This is a genomic window from Xanthomarina sp. F1114, assembly GCF_026410255.1.
Classification (GTDB): domain Bacteria; phylum Bacteroidota; class Bacteroidia; order Flavobacteriales; family Flavobacteriaceae; genus Xanthomarina.
Window position 1 is genome coordinate 63,677 of record NZ_JAPMLL010000008.1, and the last position, 16,171, is coordinate 79,847.

Sequence of the window (16,171 nt, forward strand, 5' to 3'; positions counted from 1 at the left end):
TGAAGTTTTCACAACAGGGATTCGTCTGCAAAGCTAAAATAGGCTTTTTCTGTTACGATTACGTGGTCTAAAACTTTTATATCCAAACTTTCTCCAGCCAGTTTTAACTTTCTGGTTATTTGCTTGTCGGCTTCACTAGGTTTTAAAGTTCCAGATGGATGGTTATGTACTAAAATAAGACCTGTAGCTCCCACTTCTAGAGCATTTTTAAGCACCAAACGTACATCGACCAGTGTTCCCGTAATGCCACCTTTGCTCAGTTGGTTTTTTTGAATAATTTTATTCGAATTATTTAAATATATAATCCAGAACTCTTCGTGTGGCAACTCGCCTAGAATGGGTTGCATGATTTGAAAAACTGATTGACTCGAAGTTATTTTCTTTTTTTGGATGAGCTCCTCTCCACCTCTTCTTCTTCCTAATTCCAGAGCAGCAGCAATGGTAATGGCTTTGGCTTCTCCAATGCCTTTAAAAGTCATTAATTGTTTTAAAGATAGTTTACCAAGCGCATTGAGCTTATTATCAACGCTTGCCAGGATGCGCTTGCTTAAATCGACCGCAGTTTCATTTCTACTACCAGAACCGATAAGAATGGCCACCAATTCGGCATCGCTTAAGCTAGCTTTGCCTTTATCGCGAAGTTTTTCTCGTGGCTGGTCTGTTTCGTTCCAGTTTTTGATTGAAAATGATGTCGGTTTGTTCTCCATATACCAAACATAAATATAGTAAATATATCCTTGAAAAGTAAGGTCCTTAAATGCTCTTGAACTTTCTTCTTAGAAACACCCTAAATACGGAAAGTAAATGAATTTATTTAAGCGATTACATCTCAGGTGAGATCCTAATTATTTTAGTGATTAATTACCATCTAATTAGTCGAAAAGCTACTGCGTCATGTCATCTTTTTTCAGGTGAAAAAGCAAGAAAACCGACACGAACTACATACGGACTATCTACGGACTATCTACGGACTATCCACGAACCATCTAAACACAGAAAACCAAGTCATATTTAGTTTGACTCGTCCTAAAATAACTATACAGGTTATTAAATAAATCCTGATATAATTATACAACTCTTTTTGTTAATCCTAAAATGCCTGTACAGGCATTTTAGGATTTTTATATGTTTGATAGTTTTTCCATCTTTTTCTCAGGTTCGTTGTTTTTAAATTAAGGTTTTAGAGACGTGTATTTAATAATTTATATGAAAAAGTAGTTACTTTTGGCACAGCTATTGAATCGCTTTAGTTTTTAAAATACAATCCTTATGAAAAATATTACGCTATTAATATTATGTTTTGTTAGTCTATTCGCACATTCACAAGAATCCAGATTAACTATTTTCTCTGAAGATGGAAATCCCTTTTATGTTGTCCTAAACGGCATTAGACAAAATGAAGAGCCTCAGGTAAATATTGCGATAGATTATTTAGTGAATGATTATTACGACACTAAAATTATTTTTGCTGATACATCCCTTCCTGTTCTTGAAAAAAAGCATCTTATGGTAGTGGATGCTGATAGCAGAAGAGGCGAAGTTGTTTATAAAATTAAGACCACTAGCCGAGGAAAAAAATTACGTTATTATTCGTTTACACCTTTTCAGCAAATTTTACCAGCAGCAAGTAATGTATCTGTCATTCATTACAATGCCAATCCGCTACCTCCAATTCAAACCATAACTCAAACAACTACAACCACTACCTCTGGTAATGGCGGCCCTATTAAGATTGGAGTTGATGTAAATGGAGATGGCAATAATGTAGGTGTCGGTGTTCATGTAAATTCTGGAGTACTAACCACTACTACACAAACTACAACAACTACTATTGGAGTTCCCACTGATGTTGTTTTAGTAGAGGAAGCAGATTGTTATGCCATGTATGAATCAGATTTTAATCAGGCCTTAGAGTCCATTAATAAAAAAACGTTTTCAGATTCTAAATTAACACTTGCCAAACAGGTTACCAGAGGTAACTGTTTAACTTCAGCACAAATTGCACAAATTACAAGTTTATTCGATTTTGAAGATACTAAGTTAGAGTATGCCAAGTTTGCCTATTCATTTTGTTATAATCCAGAAAATTATTGGAAAGTAACTAATGCTTTTGAGTTTGAATCTACTATTGAAGAACTCCATGAATATATTGAGTCTCTTGGTTATTAGTGCCCGAAGATTATAATAAATTATATCAATGAAAAAATTGTTACTTATTGGGTTCATAACATTTTTGTCTTATTCTTTACAATCTCAAAATAAAATAGGTGTGTTTGCTGGAGCTACCACAGCTTTAATCTTTTCGCTCAAGACCAATGCGTGAAAAGTAAGTTCTATAAGGTGGTTTGATTGCTATGCTTTACATACCGACCGAGAGACCCATCCTCATTATCTCCAAACATTTTCCACCCAAAACCAAGGATGGGGTCGTTTCTGGTAAATAAATGAGACCCTTAGCTCAATTACAGTTTTGTTGCTCCTCTATTTATCACTACATTATATCTAAAGCAACACAGGATGCACAACTACCGCCAACGCCGTAAACGCACTAGCGATTGAGATGATAGGACAAAAGAAAATAGTTACATCCAAAGACAATTGTAAGCCGTAAACTTGATTCGTTAAGACCAATACTTCGCTTATATAAAACCATTGGCCACAAGCAAAAAACACGTGTTAAATAAAAAATATTAACACGTGTCTAAAAATTATTTTGTAATTTTGTAAAAAGGAACTTATAAACTCAGTGTCATGAACACAAAGTTGACATTAACCATAGAAAAAGAAATAATTGAGAGAGCAAAAAACTATGCGAAAGAACAAAATCGCAGTTTGTCTGATATTATTGAAAACTATTTAAAAATTCTTACCAAAGAAGAACGGAATCATAAAAGCAAAAAATTAAATCCAGCAGTAGCATCCCTAAAAGGTTCTTTCAAGATGCCAAAAGATATGGATTATAAAAAAGAACTTAAAAAGCGATTAGAAAAAAAATATTTATAAATGGATAAAGTTCTAATTGATACAGATGTTCTACTTGATTTCTTCTTTGACAGAGAACCATTTGCAGAATACTCAGCTGAAATTCTAAATCTTTGCGCAGAAAAAGAAATAAAAGGATATACAACTCCTGTAATAATTTCTAATGTTTATTATTTACTCAGAAAAACAGCAAAACACACTATTATAGTTGAAAAAATCAAACAACTTCTTAATATTATTGACATTATAAAAATGGATAAAAACGCAGTCATAAATGCTTTGAACTCAGAATTTAAAGATTTTGAAGATGCATTGCAGAATTTTTCAGCTGTAGAAAATGGTCAAATAAAAATCATCCTCACAAGAAATATAAAAGATTTTAGAAAGAGTGAATTAGCTATTTTGACACCTGAGACATATTTGAAAGGAAAAGCCAGTAGTTAACAAGAATAACCAATTGCTTAGTTTTTATGTATTCGGGAAGTCCTACGGATTTTCCCTGGGGAGTTATTTAGATTAATAACTTTTTAGAGATGGTTTTTTAAAAAATTACGAGAGCATAAAAAAGCCAACTATTATTTAATCAGCTGTTTCACAGCATCAAAATCCAAACCTCCATAATTTCCAGAACTCATCAACAATAAGGCTTTGTTGTTAAAGTCTTGTGAGAATAAAAAGTTTTTAAATTCGTCTGGATTGGTGTAGATTATTAAGTCGTCAAGTTCAAAAGCATTTGCTATTTGCTCGTGGGTAACTTCTTCTAATTTTTTAATTTCTACGGCATGTGGCGAATAAAAAACCACAGCCACATCTGCTGCATCTAAAGCGCCTTTATATTCTTTTAGAAATTCAGCATTCAAACTGCTATAGGTATGTAATTCCAAACAGGCTATCAAGGTTCTATTTGGATATTGTTCTTTTAAAGCTTTGGTTGTTGCTTCTACTTTAGAAGGCGAATGCGCAAAATCTTTATAAGCCACAGAGTTTTTACTTTCTGCAATTTTCTCCAAACGTTTGCTGGCTCCTTTAAAAGTAGCAATAGCTTCGTAGAAATCGTCTTCGTCAATACCCATATGTTGGCAAATCCATTTGGCTCCTGCCAAATTATTTAAATTGTGTTTTCCGAAAACTTCAATAGGCAAAGGACCTTCTGGGGTTTCTAAAAGGGTTTGTCCGTTTTCAACCGTATATTCTGGAGTTTGGTAAGGCAATTTTCTAATGGTATTTTCACTAGCTTCCACAACCCGCACTACTTCTAGATCTTCGGCGTTATACGTGATGCTACCACCTTTGACAATACTATCTACAAAAATACGGAACTGTTCCACATAGCCGTCGTAAGTTGGAAACACATTAATATGATCCCAGGCAATGCCACTTAATAAAGCAATATTGGGTTTATAAAGATGAAATTTTGGACGTCTGTCTATGGGAGAGCTCAAATATTCGTCGCCTTCCAAGACTATAAAGTCGTTTTCTTCGGTTAGCTTTACCATCACATCAAAACCTTCCAGTTGGGCACCAACCATATAATCGACATCGCGATTGTGGTAATGCATGACGTGAAGAATCATGGAGGTAATCGTTGTTTTTCCATGAGATCCACCAATTACCACCCGGGTTTTGGTTTTAGATTGTTCGTATAAAAACTCTGGATAACTATAAATTTTTAGTCCTAATTCCTGAGCTTTTAAAAGTTCTGGATTGTCGGCTTTGGCATGCATTCCTAAAACAATAGCATCTAAATTATTGGTAATTTTTTCTGGGAACCAACCAAAAGTTTCTGGCAATAGTCCTTTGTTTGCTAATCTAGATTTTGAAGGTTCAAAAATAGTGTCGTCGCTTCCAGTTACTTGGTATCCTTTATTGTGTAAGGCTAAAGCCAAATTGTGCATGGCAGAACCTCCAATAGCTATAAAATGTACGTTCATGGTTGTATTTTGTAGTGGTTTCAAAGATACTTTTTTTTGAAAGAAACTTATAACTGATTTTATATAAAAGCTTCTACAACTTAAAGTTTAGAAATAAGTTCTTTTTCTTCTTGAAACACTTCCATTTCCGGCAGGTCTTTAATAGCTAAATCAATGCACTTTAAAGCTTCTTTTTTATGGCTTTTCTGTCTATAAATTTGTGCCAATCTATAATTTGCCCAAGCTATAGGCACGCCATCTTCCAGTGAATAATTTTTAATATAGGTTTTTAAACAAGCTTCCCCTTTATCCAATTGCGTATTATATTCGGCTGAGACTTTTCCTAACTGATAATGCAATGCGTTACGTTGCAATTTTTTCTGAGCCTCTTCAATATTAGAAATAGCTTTTTCTGGTTGTTTTTGGTTCTCGTAGAATTCACTAAGTTTGGTATAACAGGTAATAGACCCCCCTATTTCTATGGCTTTTTTATAATATCGTTCGGCTAATATTGGCTCGTCGTCATATTCATAAATATAGCCTTTAGCCAGATAGCCATCGACTTTGGAAAGCTGCTCTAATTCTTCGGCATATTTTAAGGATGTACTTCTACTCCCACCAACAATAGCTGGTAATTGCATGTATAATTCTACCAATGCCCAACGTGCATCTATATGGTTTTTATCTAAGTCTGCAGCCGTTAAAAAGGCTTGTTTTAAGTCGCCTAAGTAAGCTAAGGCCGAAAATTTATTTACCGAAAGGGCTTTCATCCCCATAGCACCACCATATTTATAGTGATAATTGGCTTGGTCTGGTTTTATGCTTACCAACTTTTTGTATTGCTCCATGGCTTCATCCCATTTTTCCTGATAGGCGAAAGCATCTCCTAAAATTTCAATCGCTTTCAAGTCGTTTGGATTGTCCGCTACAAAAGGCATAGCTAATTGTTCCGCTTTTTGATAGTTTTTTTGCTCCAATAAGCGTTCAAGGTCTTGATAGGATGTTTGCGAAAAACTCCAAATAGGAAGCAATAAAAGCCAAATTAAATTCTTCATATCAACAACGGGCGAATAACAAAAGTAAGCTTTCTATCTCATTAAAAAAATGCCTATTTTCACAGAACTAAATCTATTTTTCTACTCATTTACATTTTTTGGAACGTATTTTGAGTAAGCCTTATTACAAATATTCTCTTATGAAAAACTATATCGCTATAATCACCATTCTACTTTTTGCTCAATTCTCTCAAGCGCAAGACAAGCCTTACGACAAGCTCTGGAAGCAAGTTCAAGTTTTAGAAATGGACAATTTGCCTAAATCTGCTTTAAAAATAGTAGACCAAATAGAAGTTTTGGCTAAAAAAGATGATAACAAACCTCAACAAATTAAGGTGCTGCTTTTTAAAAGCAAGTTTGCTTTAATTTTAGAGGAAGAAGCGCAGCTAAGCATTATTAAGGACTTTAAAACTGCCATTTCTAAGAACGAAACACCTATAAAAAATGTCTTAGAGAATATGCTCGCTACTATATACTGGCAATATTTTCAAGAGAATAGATACAAATTTTATAACAGAACAAAATTAAACGACAAAGACGTTGCCAGCGATTTTAGAACTTGGGATTTACAGACGATTTTCAATGAGATTCAACTGCTCTATAAAAATTCTTTAAAGGAGGGTTTGGCACTTCAACAAGAGGATTTAAAGGAGTATTCTAGTATTTTAATAGAACAAAAAGGCTCCAAAATTTACAGACCCAGTTTGTATGATTTACTGGCTCATAATGCTTTGAGTTTTTATCAAACTACTGAAAACAGCATCACAAAACCGGCTTATAAATTTGAAATAGATCAGGAAGCTTATTTAAGTGACTCTAATAGTTTTTCAAAACTACCTATCACCTCTCAAGATTCCACTTCTCTAGAGTTACAAGCTTTAAAGTTGTATCAAGATTTAATTAAGTTTCATTTAAAAGACAAGAATCCCGAAGCTTTGGCCGATGTCAATATTTTGCGCTACAACTTTGTAAAAGAACATGCGACCTTTCAAAATAAAGACAGTTTATTGCTGCAAGCATACAAAACCGAAGCCCAACGTATAAAAACTCATGAAGCTTCAGGTCTATATCGTTTTGAAATTGCTAATATTTATTTTGAACAAGGTCAAGATTATCAGCCGGGAACAAACATAGAAAATCGTTGGAAAATAAAAGATGCCGTACAACTTTGCAATAGTATTATAAAGGAATTTCCCAATAGTAAAGCAGCCAAAAAAAGTCAGGTTCTTTTAAAACAAATACATCAGGAATCGCTAAAAATTATTGCAGAAAACTATTTAGCTATTGGGCAAGATGCTAAAATCCTCGTGACTTATAAAAATATAAATGAATTGGATTTCAGCATTTATAGAATCTCTGAAAAGCAATTTAAAACTTTTAATGAAACCTATAAAACAGAAGATAAACTAGATTTTATTAATAAGCTAAGAGCAGAAAACACTTGGAAAAGCACGTTAAAAAATGAATTGGATTATCAGGAACACAGCAGCGAACTTTTAATTCCGAAATTAACTAATGGCAGGTATTTAATAGTTGCCAAAACCAATTCTAAAGAAAACACCTTTGCTTACAAAGTTATACAAGCAACCAATATTGCTGTGGTTGAAAAAAATGGAAACGACAAGCAATTGTATCAGTTTATAGATAGACTTACAGGCGAACCTTTAAGCAATCTTCAGGTTGAAGTTACATATTTTATAAATTACAACGAGAATCAAAGCAGTAATACATATACAACTAACGATTTAGGGGAAATAGAATTCTTAAAGGGGTCTAAAGTTTGGTATAGAATAGGTTTAGAAGCTACTTGCTCTGAGGAAAAAGCCTATTTCGGAAATTATCATTTAAACAGAAGATATACTCCAAATACTTATCAGGAAGACTATAGGGGATTTGTTTTTACAGATAGAAGTATTTACAGACCGGGACAAACCGTTTATTTTAAAGGTATTGCGCTAAAAATTGAAGATGGAAAATCTAAAGTTATCCCAAATGAATTATTTTATATAGAAGTTTACGATTCGAACGAGAACGAAATTGCTGAGTTAGAATTAAGCTCCAATGAATTTGGTTCTGTTTCAGGCGAATTTATTTTGCCTAATTCTGGTTTGAATGGAAATTATAGTATTGAGTTTTACGGAGACAAAAACGATGTGGATGTCGCACATTATTTTTCCGTAGAAGAATACAAACGTCCTAAGTTTGAAACCAAATTCAACCCAATTACAGAAAGCTTTAAAGTAAATGACTCCATAACTATAAAAGGTCATGCTTTAGCCTATGCCGGGAGTAATATTACCCATGCTAAGGTAGTTTATAGGGTACACAGGAAAGTGCAATATCCACGTTGGTATTATTGGTATCGACCTGCTTTTTATAGTGAGCCCCAAGAAATAACTCATGGTGAAAGCCATACCAATGAAAAAGGTGAATTTGAAATCACTTTTAAAGCCATTCCAGATTCCAGTGTTGATAAAGACAATCTACCTATATTTAATTATGAAGTAACAGCAGATGTCACCGATTTAAATGGTGAAACACGCTCAGCAACAACCATTGTCAATGTTGGTTATCATACCTTACTTGCAAGTATTTCACTTCATTCTTCTTTAGAAAAACAGAAAAAAGATCATAAGCTCACTATAGATACAAAAAACCTCAATGGCGAATTTGTTCCAGCTCAAGGAACCCTGAAAATTTATAAGCTTCAAGCACCAGAACATGTCTTACGTCCAAGACCTTGGAAGGCTCCAGATTATCAAATACTTTCTGAAACAGAATTTAAAGCTAAGTTTCCTTATGAAGCTTATACCAATGAAGACGATGCTAATAACTGGAAAAAAGGCGAACTTGTTTTAGAAAAATCATTTAATACTGAAAAATCTAAAGAGTTGGATCTAGGAAACATCAAAAAATGGGAATCTGGACAGTATGTGATTGTTTTAGAAAGCAAAGATAAATTTGGTCAAGCTGTCAAAGATGAAGCAAGAACCACTGTGTACAGCGATACTGATAAAACACTATCGGATAACCAATTATTTAGAATTTCTACCAATAAAGAGAATTATAATATCGATGACACTGTAGAGCTATCTTTAGCTTCAGCAGCTAAAGATCTAAAGGTTACTGTTGAAATTGAAAAAAACAAAGAGACCATAAACACTTATGTCATTCCATTAAACAACAACAAAAAAACCATTAGCATTCCTGTTAATAAAGCAGATTTGGGTGGGTTTGCTGTACATTATAGTTATGCTTATCAAAATAGTTTTGGTTCTGGCACTAAGATTATTTCTGTGCCTTATCCTAAAACCGACTTAGAAATTGAAACCACCACTTTTAGAGATAAATTACAACCTGGACAGGATGAAATCTGGAGTTTTAAAATAAAAGGTCCGAAAGGCGAACAGGTATCTGCCGAGTTATTAGCAAGTATGTACGATATGTCTTTAGACCAATTTAAACCTCATAGCTGGACTTTTAATCCCATACAGCATCCTAGCTATTATTCGCATTATACCAGAAATGCCAGAACTAGTTTTTCTACGGAAGGGTTTCGAATTCAAAATTTAAATGGGTTCTATCTAAATTACCCACAAAATGTCTACGATCAACTAGATTGGTTTGGATTTAGTTTAACAGACTCTTGGGCAAGAAATAGATACCTTAGAAATATAAGAAATACAGCTTCATATAATAGCTCTTTAAAAAGTGGAGTTGTTAGTGGGACCATATATGACGAAAACGGATTGCCTTTACCAGGTGTCAATATTTTAATTAAAGGAATAAACAAGGGGACCCAAACCGACTTTGATGGTCATTTTTCCTTGACGACAGAAACTGGCGATGTGCTTGTTATTAGTTTTGTTGGATATACTACCAAAGAGTACACAATTGATGTAAATAACTCGTTTAGTCTCTCTATGTCTCCTGATGTAAATTCTATTGATGAAGTTGTAGTTACCGCTTTAGGGGTACATAGAGAGGAAAAAGCTATGGGATATGCACCCGATAATATGCTCGCAGAGAGTATGGAAGACTCTGAGGCTCTCAATGAGGAGACTATAACCACCAATGTACCTATCTCCAAAAAAGAAGACTTCTCTCAAGTTCAAATCCGTAAAAACCTGCAGGAAACCGCCTTTTTCTTTCCACAGTTACAAACAGACGAAAAAGGGCATGTTAGTTTTAGTTTCACCACCCCAGAAGCCTTAAGCAAATGGAAATTGCAATTATTGGCACATACCAAAACTTTAGAATCAACAACAACTACCTTGGAAACAGTCACTCAAAAAGAGTTAATGGTGCTTCCAAATGTGCCACGTTTTTTACGTCAAGGAGATCAAATAACCATTAGTTCTAAGATTGCAAACTTGACTAAGAAAGACTTGTCTGGACAAGCTGTTTTACAATTGTTTGATGCAATAAATGGAAAAGCTATTGATGCTGATTTAGGCAATACTTTAAACACAAAAACTTTTACAGTTGCTAAAAAAGGAAACACTGAAGTCTCCTGGAGCTTATCCATTCCAGATTATGTGGATGCCATTCAGTATAAAATAATTGCGAAAGCAGGAGATTATAGCGATGGTGAACAAAATGCCCTTCCTGTACTATCAAACAGAATGTTGGTTACTGAAACTTTATCCATGTGGATACGCTCTAACGAAACCAGAACTTTCACTTTAGACAAACTGAAGACAAATACTTCAACCACTTTAAAACACCATAAGCTAATGTTGGAAATGACGTCCAATCCGGCTTGGTATGCTGTGCAAGCCTTACCTTATTTAATGGAATATCCTTACGATTGTAATGAGCAGATATTTAGTCGATATTACGCGAATTCCTTAGCCAGCCATATAGCCAATTCCAATCCTAGAATTCAGGAGGTTTTTAATCAGTGGCGGAGTTCGGATGCGCTTCTATCCAATTTAGAAAAGAATCAAGAATTAAAATCTATTCTTATTGAAGAAACGCCTTGGTTGCGAGATGCTCAAAGCGAAACCGAACAAAAGAAACGTATTGCTTTGCTTTTCGATTTAAATAAAATGACGAGCGAATTACAATTAAACATTAAAAAATTAGAGCAGAACCAAATGGGCAATGGGTCTTGGGCCTGGTTTCAAGGAGGAAAACCAAATCGCTTTATTACGCAACATATTATTTCTGGGTTTGGTCATCTAAACAAGTTACATGTCATTCCGAACGACAGTGAGGAATCTATGATTAAAAAAGCCATTAGCTATCTAGACAAAGAGTTTGTTGAAGAATACAGAAACATTACAAAATATAAGTCGGATGTAGATTTAAACTTAGATCATTTAAGTCATACGCAAGTGCATTATTTATATATGCGAAGCTTCTTTCCTGATATTAAAAAGTCGAAAGAAGTTGAAAAAATCATCGCTTATTATCAAACACAAATTAAAAAATACTGGACCAGTCGCTCGTTGTATTCCAAAGGCATGATGGCTTTAATTTCTTATAGACAACAAGATAAGCATACGGCTTCAAAAATCTTAAAGTCTTTAAAAGAAAACAGCATTACGAGTGATGAATTAGGGATGTATTGGAAAGAAAATACAGCTTCTTGGTATTGGTATCAGGCGCCAATAGAAACTCAAGCACTAATGATTGAAGTTTTTGCTGAAGTTGGAGCGGTCATTCAGAGCGAAACGAAGAACCTAAAAGACATAGACAACCTAAAAATGTGGCTTTTAAAAAACAAGCAAACCAATAGTTGGAAAACTACGAAAGCTACAACCGAAGCAGTGTATGCTTTATTGCTTCAAGGTAGCGACTGGTTGTCTGTAACAGACATGGTTGATGTAGTTATTGGAGGAAACAACATAGAACCTTCTAAACTAGAAGATGTCAAAGTAGAAGCTGGAACTGGGTATTATAAAACGTCATGGACAGGAACTGATATTACACCAGAGATGGCAGAAGTTACTTTAACAAAAAAAGGTGAAGGTCTTGCTTGGGGAGCTTTATACTGGCAGTATTTTGAAGATTTAGATAAGATTACTTCGGCTGACCTGCCTGACGGCAGGCAGGAACATCCATTAACTCTTAAGAAAAAACTCTTCTTAAAAACCAATACAGATTTAGGTGAAGAAATTACGGAAATAACAGAAAACACAGAATTAGAAATCGGTGATTTAGTGCGAGTTAGAATTGAGCTAAGTAGCGATAGAGCTATGGAGTTTCTTCATATGAAGGATATGAGAGCGAGTGGTTTAGAACCGGTTAATGTACTTTCTCAATATAAATGGCAAGATGGTTTAGGCTATTATGAAAGCACCAAAGACGCCTCAACAAATTTCTTTTTTGATTATTTACCAAAAGGCGTTTATGTGTTTGAATACGATTTACGTGTAAGTAATGCCGGAAATATGAGTAATGGGATTACGAGTATTCAAAGTATGTACGCTCCGGAGTTTAGTAGCCATAGCAAAGGTATTCGGATTTCTGTGGATTAATTTTTAATTACAAACATAGCACGATTGCTCTTATGAGATTCCTGCTTTCGCAGGAATGTGGTACGCTCCGGAGTTTAGTAACCATAGCGAAGGTGTTCGGATTTCTGTGGATTAATTTTTAATTACAAACATAGCACGAATGCTCTTATGAGATTCCTGCTTTCGCAGGAATGTGGTACACCCCGGAGTTTAGTAACCATAGCAAAGGTGTTCGGATTTCTGTGGATTAATTTTTAATTACAAACATATAACGATTGCTCTTATGAGATTCCTGCTTTCGCAGGAATGTGGTACGCTCCCGAGTTTAGTAGCCATAGCAAAGGTGTTCGGATTTCTGTGGATTAATTTTTAATTACAAACATAGCACGATTGCTCTTATGAGATTCCTGCTTTCGCAGGAATGTGGTACGCTCCAGAGTTTAGTAACCATAGCGATGGTGTTCGGATTTCTGTGGATTAATTTTTAATTACAAACATATAACGATTGCTCTTATGAGATTCCTGCTTTCGCAGGAATGTGGTGCGCTCCGGAGTTTAGTAGCCATAGCGAAGGTGTTCGGATTTCTGTGGATTAATTTTTATAAAAAGATGTGTATTATAAAGATTCCTGCTTTCGCAGGAATGTGGTACGCTCCCGAGTTTAGTAGCCATAGCGAAGGTGTTCAGATTTCTGTGGATTAATTTTTATAAAAAGATATGTATTATAAAGATTCCTGCTTTCGCAGGAATGTGGTACACTCCCGAGTTTAGTAGCCATAGCGATGGTGTCCGGATTTCTGTGGATTAATTTTTATAAAAAGATATGTATTATAAAGATTCCTGCTTTCGCAGGAATATTTATATCTTGAGTGGCGAATTGAGATTCCTGCTTTCGCAGGAATTATTAACTTTGTATATTACTAATCTATTGAAGAACCTTTAAGTTGACAAATCCATTGAAGTTTTTGATTTTTTTATTTTTAATCAGCTCATGCGCCACTACTAAGGAGCAAACGAATGAAAAAGAAGTTCCTGCCAGAATTGTATTCTTAACGTATCATATTAAAAAGAATACAAAAAAAGAAAGTGACATCACTTTTCTCAATCACAAATTAGTAGATGGCAAAATTAAAGGCTATTCCAACAACGAAAAAAATCTCTCTGAAGGAGATTTAGAATGTGCTTTTTTAGATAAAGACCGAAAGGTTTTACAAGTAGTAAAGGTTGAAAACCCTTTAAGGAAAGTTGTTGAATACGTTAACGATTCCAACCATTTAGAAAAACGTATAATTGAATTAGATAGTACACAATTTGTAATAAGAGCTCCCTATATGGAGAACACAAAGTATCTTGAAATAAGTGAAATTAGTTCAGACAAAACACCAAGAAAACTATTGACCACCAAACTGTAATTATATGAAACACACATTACTCTCTCTCCTTACCTTATTAGTTTTTCAAATTTCTTTTGCCCAGGTATTTGAAGGTGAATACATCAAATATTCTGGCGATATGGATAATCGCATCAATATTGTTATTATGGGAGATGGCTATCAAGCCAGCGAATTTGATAAATTTGAAACAGATGCTAGTAACTTTATGACAGACCTGTTTAGCCAGTCGCCTTTCTCTGAATATAGCGATTATTTTAATGTCTATATTATTAAAGTTCCTTCCAACGAAAGTGGTGCCAGTCACCCAGGAAATGCCAATGACATAGAAAATTGTGCAGATGTTCCAATAACTGTAGTAGACAATTATTTTGGCACCAGTTATGATAGTTATGGAACACATAGATTGTTATACACAGAAAATTCTGCCACTATAATGAGTGTTTTAGCAGATAATTTTCCCCTATACGATCAAGGTCTATTACTTGTAAACGCCCCTTATTACGGTGGAAGTGGTGGCGCTTTTCCAATAGCCTCAACAGGAGAATATGCCAGTGAAATTGCCATTCATGAAATTGGTCATTCGCTTGTTAATTTAAAAGACGAGTACTATCCAGGAGATATATTGGCCGAAGAGGGCATAAATATGACTCAAGAAACCAATCCTGATTTAGTAAAGTGGACCAATTGGATAGCTAGTAATGGGGTTGGAATTTACGCCTATTGCCCACCTGGAAGTGGAGCGTGCTCAACCTGGTACAGACCTCATCAAGCATGTAAAATGCGTGTTTTGGGGAACTCTTTTTGCGCTGTTTGTAAAGAAGGAGTTATAGAAAAGATACACGATCTTGTTTCGCCAATAGACGCTTATTCCCCTAATAGCAGTCCTATTGAAGATCCAAATTTCCCTCTTGAGTTTAATTTATTTTTAAACAGTCCTTTACCAAATACTTTAGAAAGCTCATGGTCACTTAATTCGAATGCTTTTGCTTCAGATGTGGACCATATCAGTCTTTTAGAATCCGATGTAACTGAGGGCGCCAACAGTTTAACTGTAGTAGTAACAGATAATACCCCGCTTCAAAGAATCGATAATCATGAAACCATACATGCATATACGGTAAATTGGAACATTAATATGTCGACTATTGGAATTGCCGAAGTTACAAGTGAAGAAAATAACTTAAGTATCTCTATGTTTCCAAATCCATCTCAAGACCTGGTAAATTTTTCATTTAAAAATACCTTAGGCGCTGACTTAACTATTGAAATTATTAGTCTAGATGGTAAAAAAATATTGACTACTGATATTTCAAACAATGAAAATTCAACCATAGATATCAGCACATTTAGTGCAGGAGTTTATCTGGTTAATTTTTACTCAAACAAAGTCCTAATTGCTAATAAAAAACTTATTAAAAATTAATGACATTTTAACTTACTATATAACTTCATCTTAATAAATAAAAAAGAGGCCTTTTAAGCCTCTTTTTTCATTGTTTTACGTTCTAATTAGTAAGTCGTTTTTAAATTAATAAAATTGGACCTAAGTAAGTGGATTGCTGTTTCGAAACGAGATAAGATTCATTAAATGACAGCATTTTATTTGCTTGAAGGCATGGTTGGTCTTACTTCAATTTTACTTGGTAGAGTTCTTGGATTCATTTTTAATAAATCTACAACCAGCTCTCCTATATCTTCAATTTGAATTTTCCAGGCGTCATTTTCGTCTGGCTCGTTTCCGTTAAAATGTGTAGAAACCGATCCAGGCATAATAGTACTAACTTTTATACCATATTTTCTTAAATCGAGCATAACAGCTTGAGTAAATCCAGTAACACCAAACTTACTAGCATTATATGCAGAGCCACCGGCAAAGAAATTAGTACCAGCTAAACTTGAAATGGTAATATAATAGCCTTTTGTTTCTTTTAAGGCATCCACACTCGCTTTTATCGAATTAAAAACTCCTGTTAAATTGGTGTCGATGGTTTCTTCCCATTGCTCTTTTGTTAACTCTTCGATACTACCAAAGTGACCTAAGCCCGCATTGGCTAATACTATATCCAATTTCCCAAACTGTTCTACAACCTGTTTTACCGCCTTTTCCTGACTTTCTAAACTACGCACATCGGCTTCCAAACCAATGACCTTAGCTGTCGTTTTAGCGTCTTGCTGCAATTGCTTTGCAGCAGCTTCTGCAGCCGCTAAACTTCTACTAGTAATAGCAACATGAATACCTTGATTAATTAAAGATTGAGCAATTCCGTATCCTATACCTTTTGTGCCTCCTGTAATAAGAGCCACTTTATTTTGTAATCCGTCCATAGTTTATATTTTAATATGAACTCAAAGTTACAAAATGAAAC

General features: G+C 34.6%; 10 protein-coding genes. 6 read left to right on the forward strand and 4 right to left on the reverse strand.

All coding sequences use genetic code 11. The features are described 5' to 3' along the window. Nucleotides 1-8: 8 nt before the first annotated feature. Complete coding sequence (gene radC, locus OS188_RS07950) at nucleotides 9-707, reverse strand: RadC family protein (RefSeq protein ID WP_267148299.1); 699 nt, start codon at nucleotides 705-707, stop codon at nucleotides 9-11. Between the two features lie 562 nt (nucleotides 708-1,269). Here radC and OS188_RS07955 point away from each other — a divergent pair. The 3 genes from OS188_RS07955 to OS188_RS07965 all read left to right on the forward strand — a co-directional run bounded on the left by OS188_RS07955 (nucleotide 1,270) and on the right by OS188_RS07965 (nucleotide 3,426). Further along, on the forward strand, nucleotides 1,270-2,169 hold the full coding sequence (locus OS188_RS07955; protein ID WP_267148300.1) for a proline and serine-rich protein 1 family protein: 900 nt from the start codon (nucleotides 1,270-1,272) through the stop codon (nucleotides 2,167-2,169). A gap of 582 nt (nucleotides 2,170-2,751) precedes the next feature. Beyond that, entirely contained in the window at nucleotides 2,752-3,003 is a 252-nt protein-coding gene (locus OS188_RS07960) for a DUF6364 family protein (RefSeq protein ID WP_267148301.1), read from the forward strand. Beyond that, nucleotides 3,004-3,426, forward strand: coding sequence for a type II toxin-antitoxin system VapC family toxin (locus tag OS188_RS07965; protein WP_267148302.1), 423 nt, complete (start codon nucleotides 3,004-3,006; stop codon nucleotides 3,424-3,426). 131 nt (nucleotides 3,427-3,557) lie between these two features. On the opposite strand, the gene OS188_RS07970 is transcribed toward OS188_RS07965, so the two are convergent. Together OS188_RS07970 and OS188_RS07975 are read right to left on the reverse strand one after the other, a co-directional pair. Then, entirely contained in the window at nucleotides 3,558-4,913 is a 1,356-nt protein-coding gene (locus OS188_RS07970; protein WP_267148402.1) for a UDP-N-acetylmuramate--L-alanine ligase, read from the reverse strand. An 80-nt stretch (nucleotides 4,914-4,993) separates the two neighbouring features. Next, complete coding sequence (locus OS188_RS07975; protein ID WP_267148303.1) at nucleotides 4,994-5,947, reverse strand: tetratricopeptide repeat protein; 954 nt, start codon at nucleotides 5,945-5,947, stop codon at nucleotides 4,994-4,996. A gap of 140 nt (nucleotides 5,948-6,087) precedes the next feature. Here OS188_RS07975 and OS188_RS07980 point away from each other — a divergent pair, with 140 nt between their 5' ends. The 3 genes from OS188_RS07980 to OS188_RS07990 all read left to right on the forward strand — a co-directional run bounded on the left by OS188_RS07980 (nucleotide 6,088) and on the right by OS188_RS07990 (nucleotide 15,228). Continuing rightward, on the forward strand, nucleotides 6,088-12,432 hold the full coding sequence (locus tag OS188_RS07980) for an alpha-2-macroglobulin family protein (RefSeq protein ID WP_267148304.1): 6,345 nt from the start codon (nucleotides 6,088-6,090) through the stop codon (nucleotides 12,430-12,432). A 944-nt stretch (nucleotides 12,433-13,376) separates the two neighbouring features. Further along, entirely contained in the window at nucleotides 13,377-13,823 is a 447-nt protein-coding gene (locus tag OS188_RS07985) for a hypothetical protein (protein ID WP_267148305.1), read from the forward strand. A gap of 4 nt (nucleotides 13,824-13,827) precedes the next feature. Continuing rightward, nucleotides 13,828-15,228 carry a T9SS type A sorting domain-containing protein gene (locus tag OS188_RS07990; RefSeq protein ID WP_267148306.1) on the forward strand — a complete coding sequence of 467 codons (1,401 nt, stop codon included), beginning with the start codon at nucleotides 13,828-13,830 and terminating at the stop codon, nucleotides 15,226-15,228. A 176-nt stretch (nucleotides 15,229-15,404) separates the two neighbouring features. On the opposite strand, the gene OS188_RS07995 is transcribed toward OS188_RS07990, so the two are convergent. Continuing rightward, on the reverse strand, nucleotides 15,405-16,130 hold the full coding sequence (locus OS188_RS07995; RefSeq protein ID WP_267148307.1) for an SDR family oxidoreductase: 726 nt from the start codon (nucleotides 16,128-16,130) through the stop codon (nucleotides 15,405-15,407). Nucleotides 16,131-16,171: the final 41 nt, after the last annotated feature.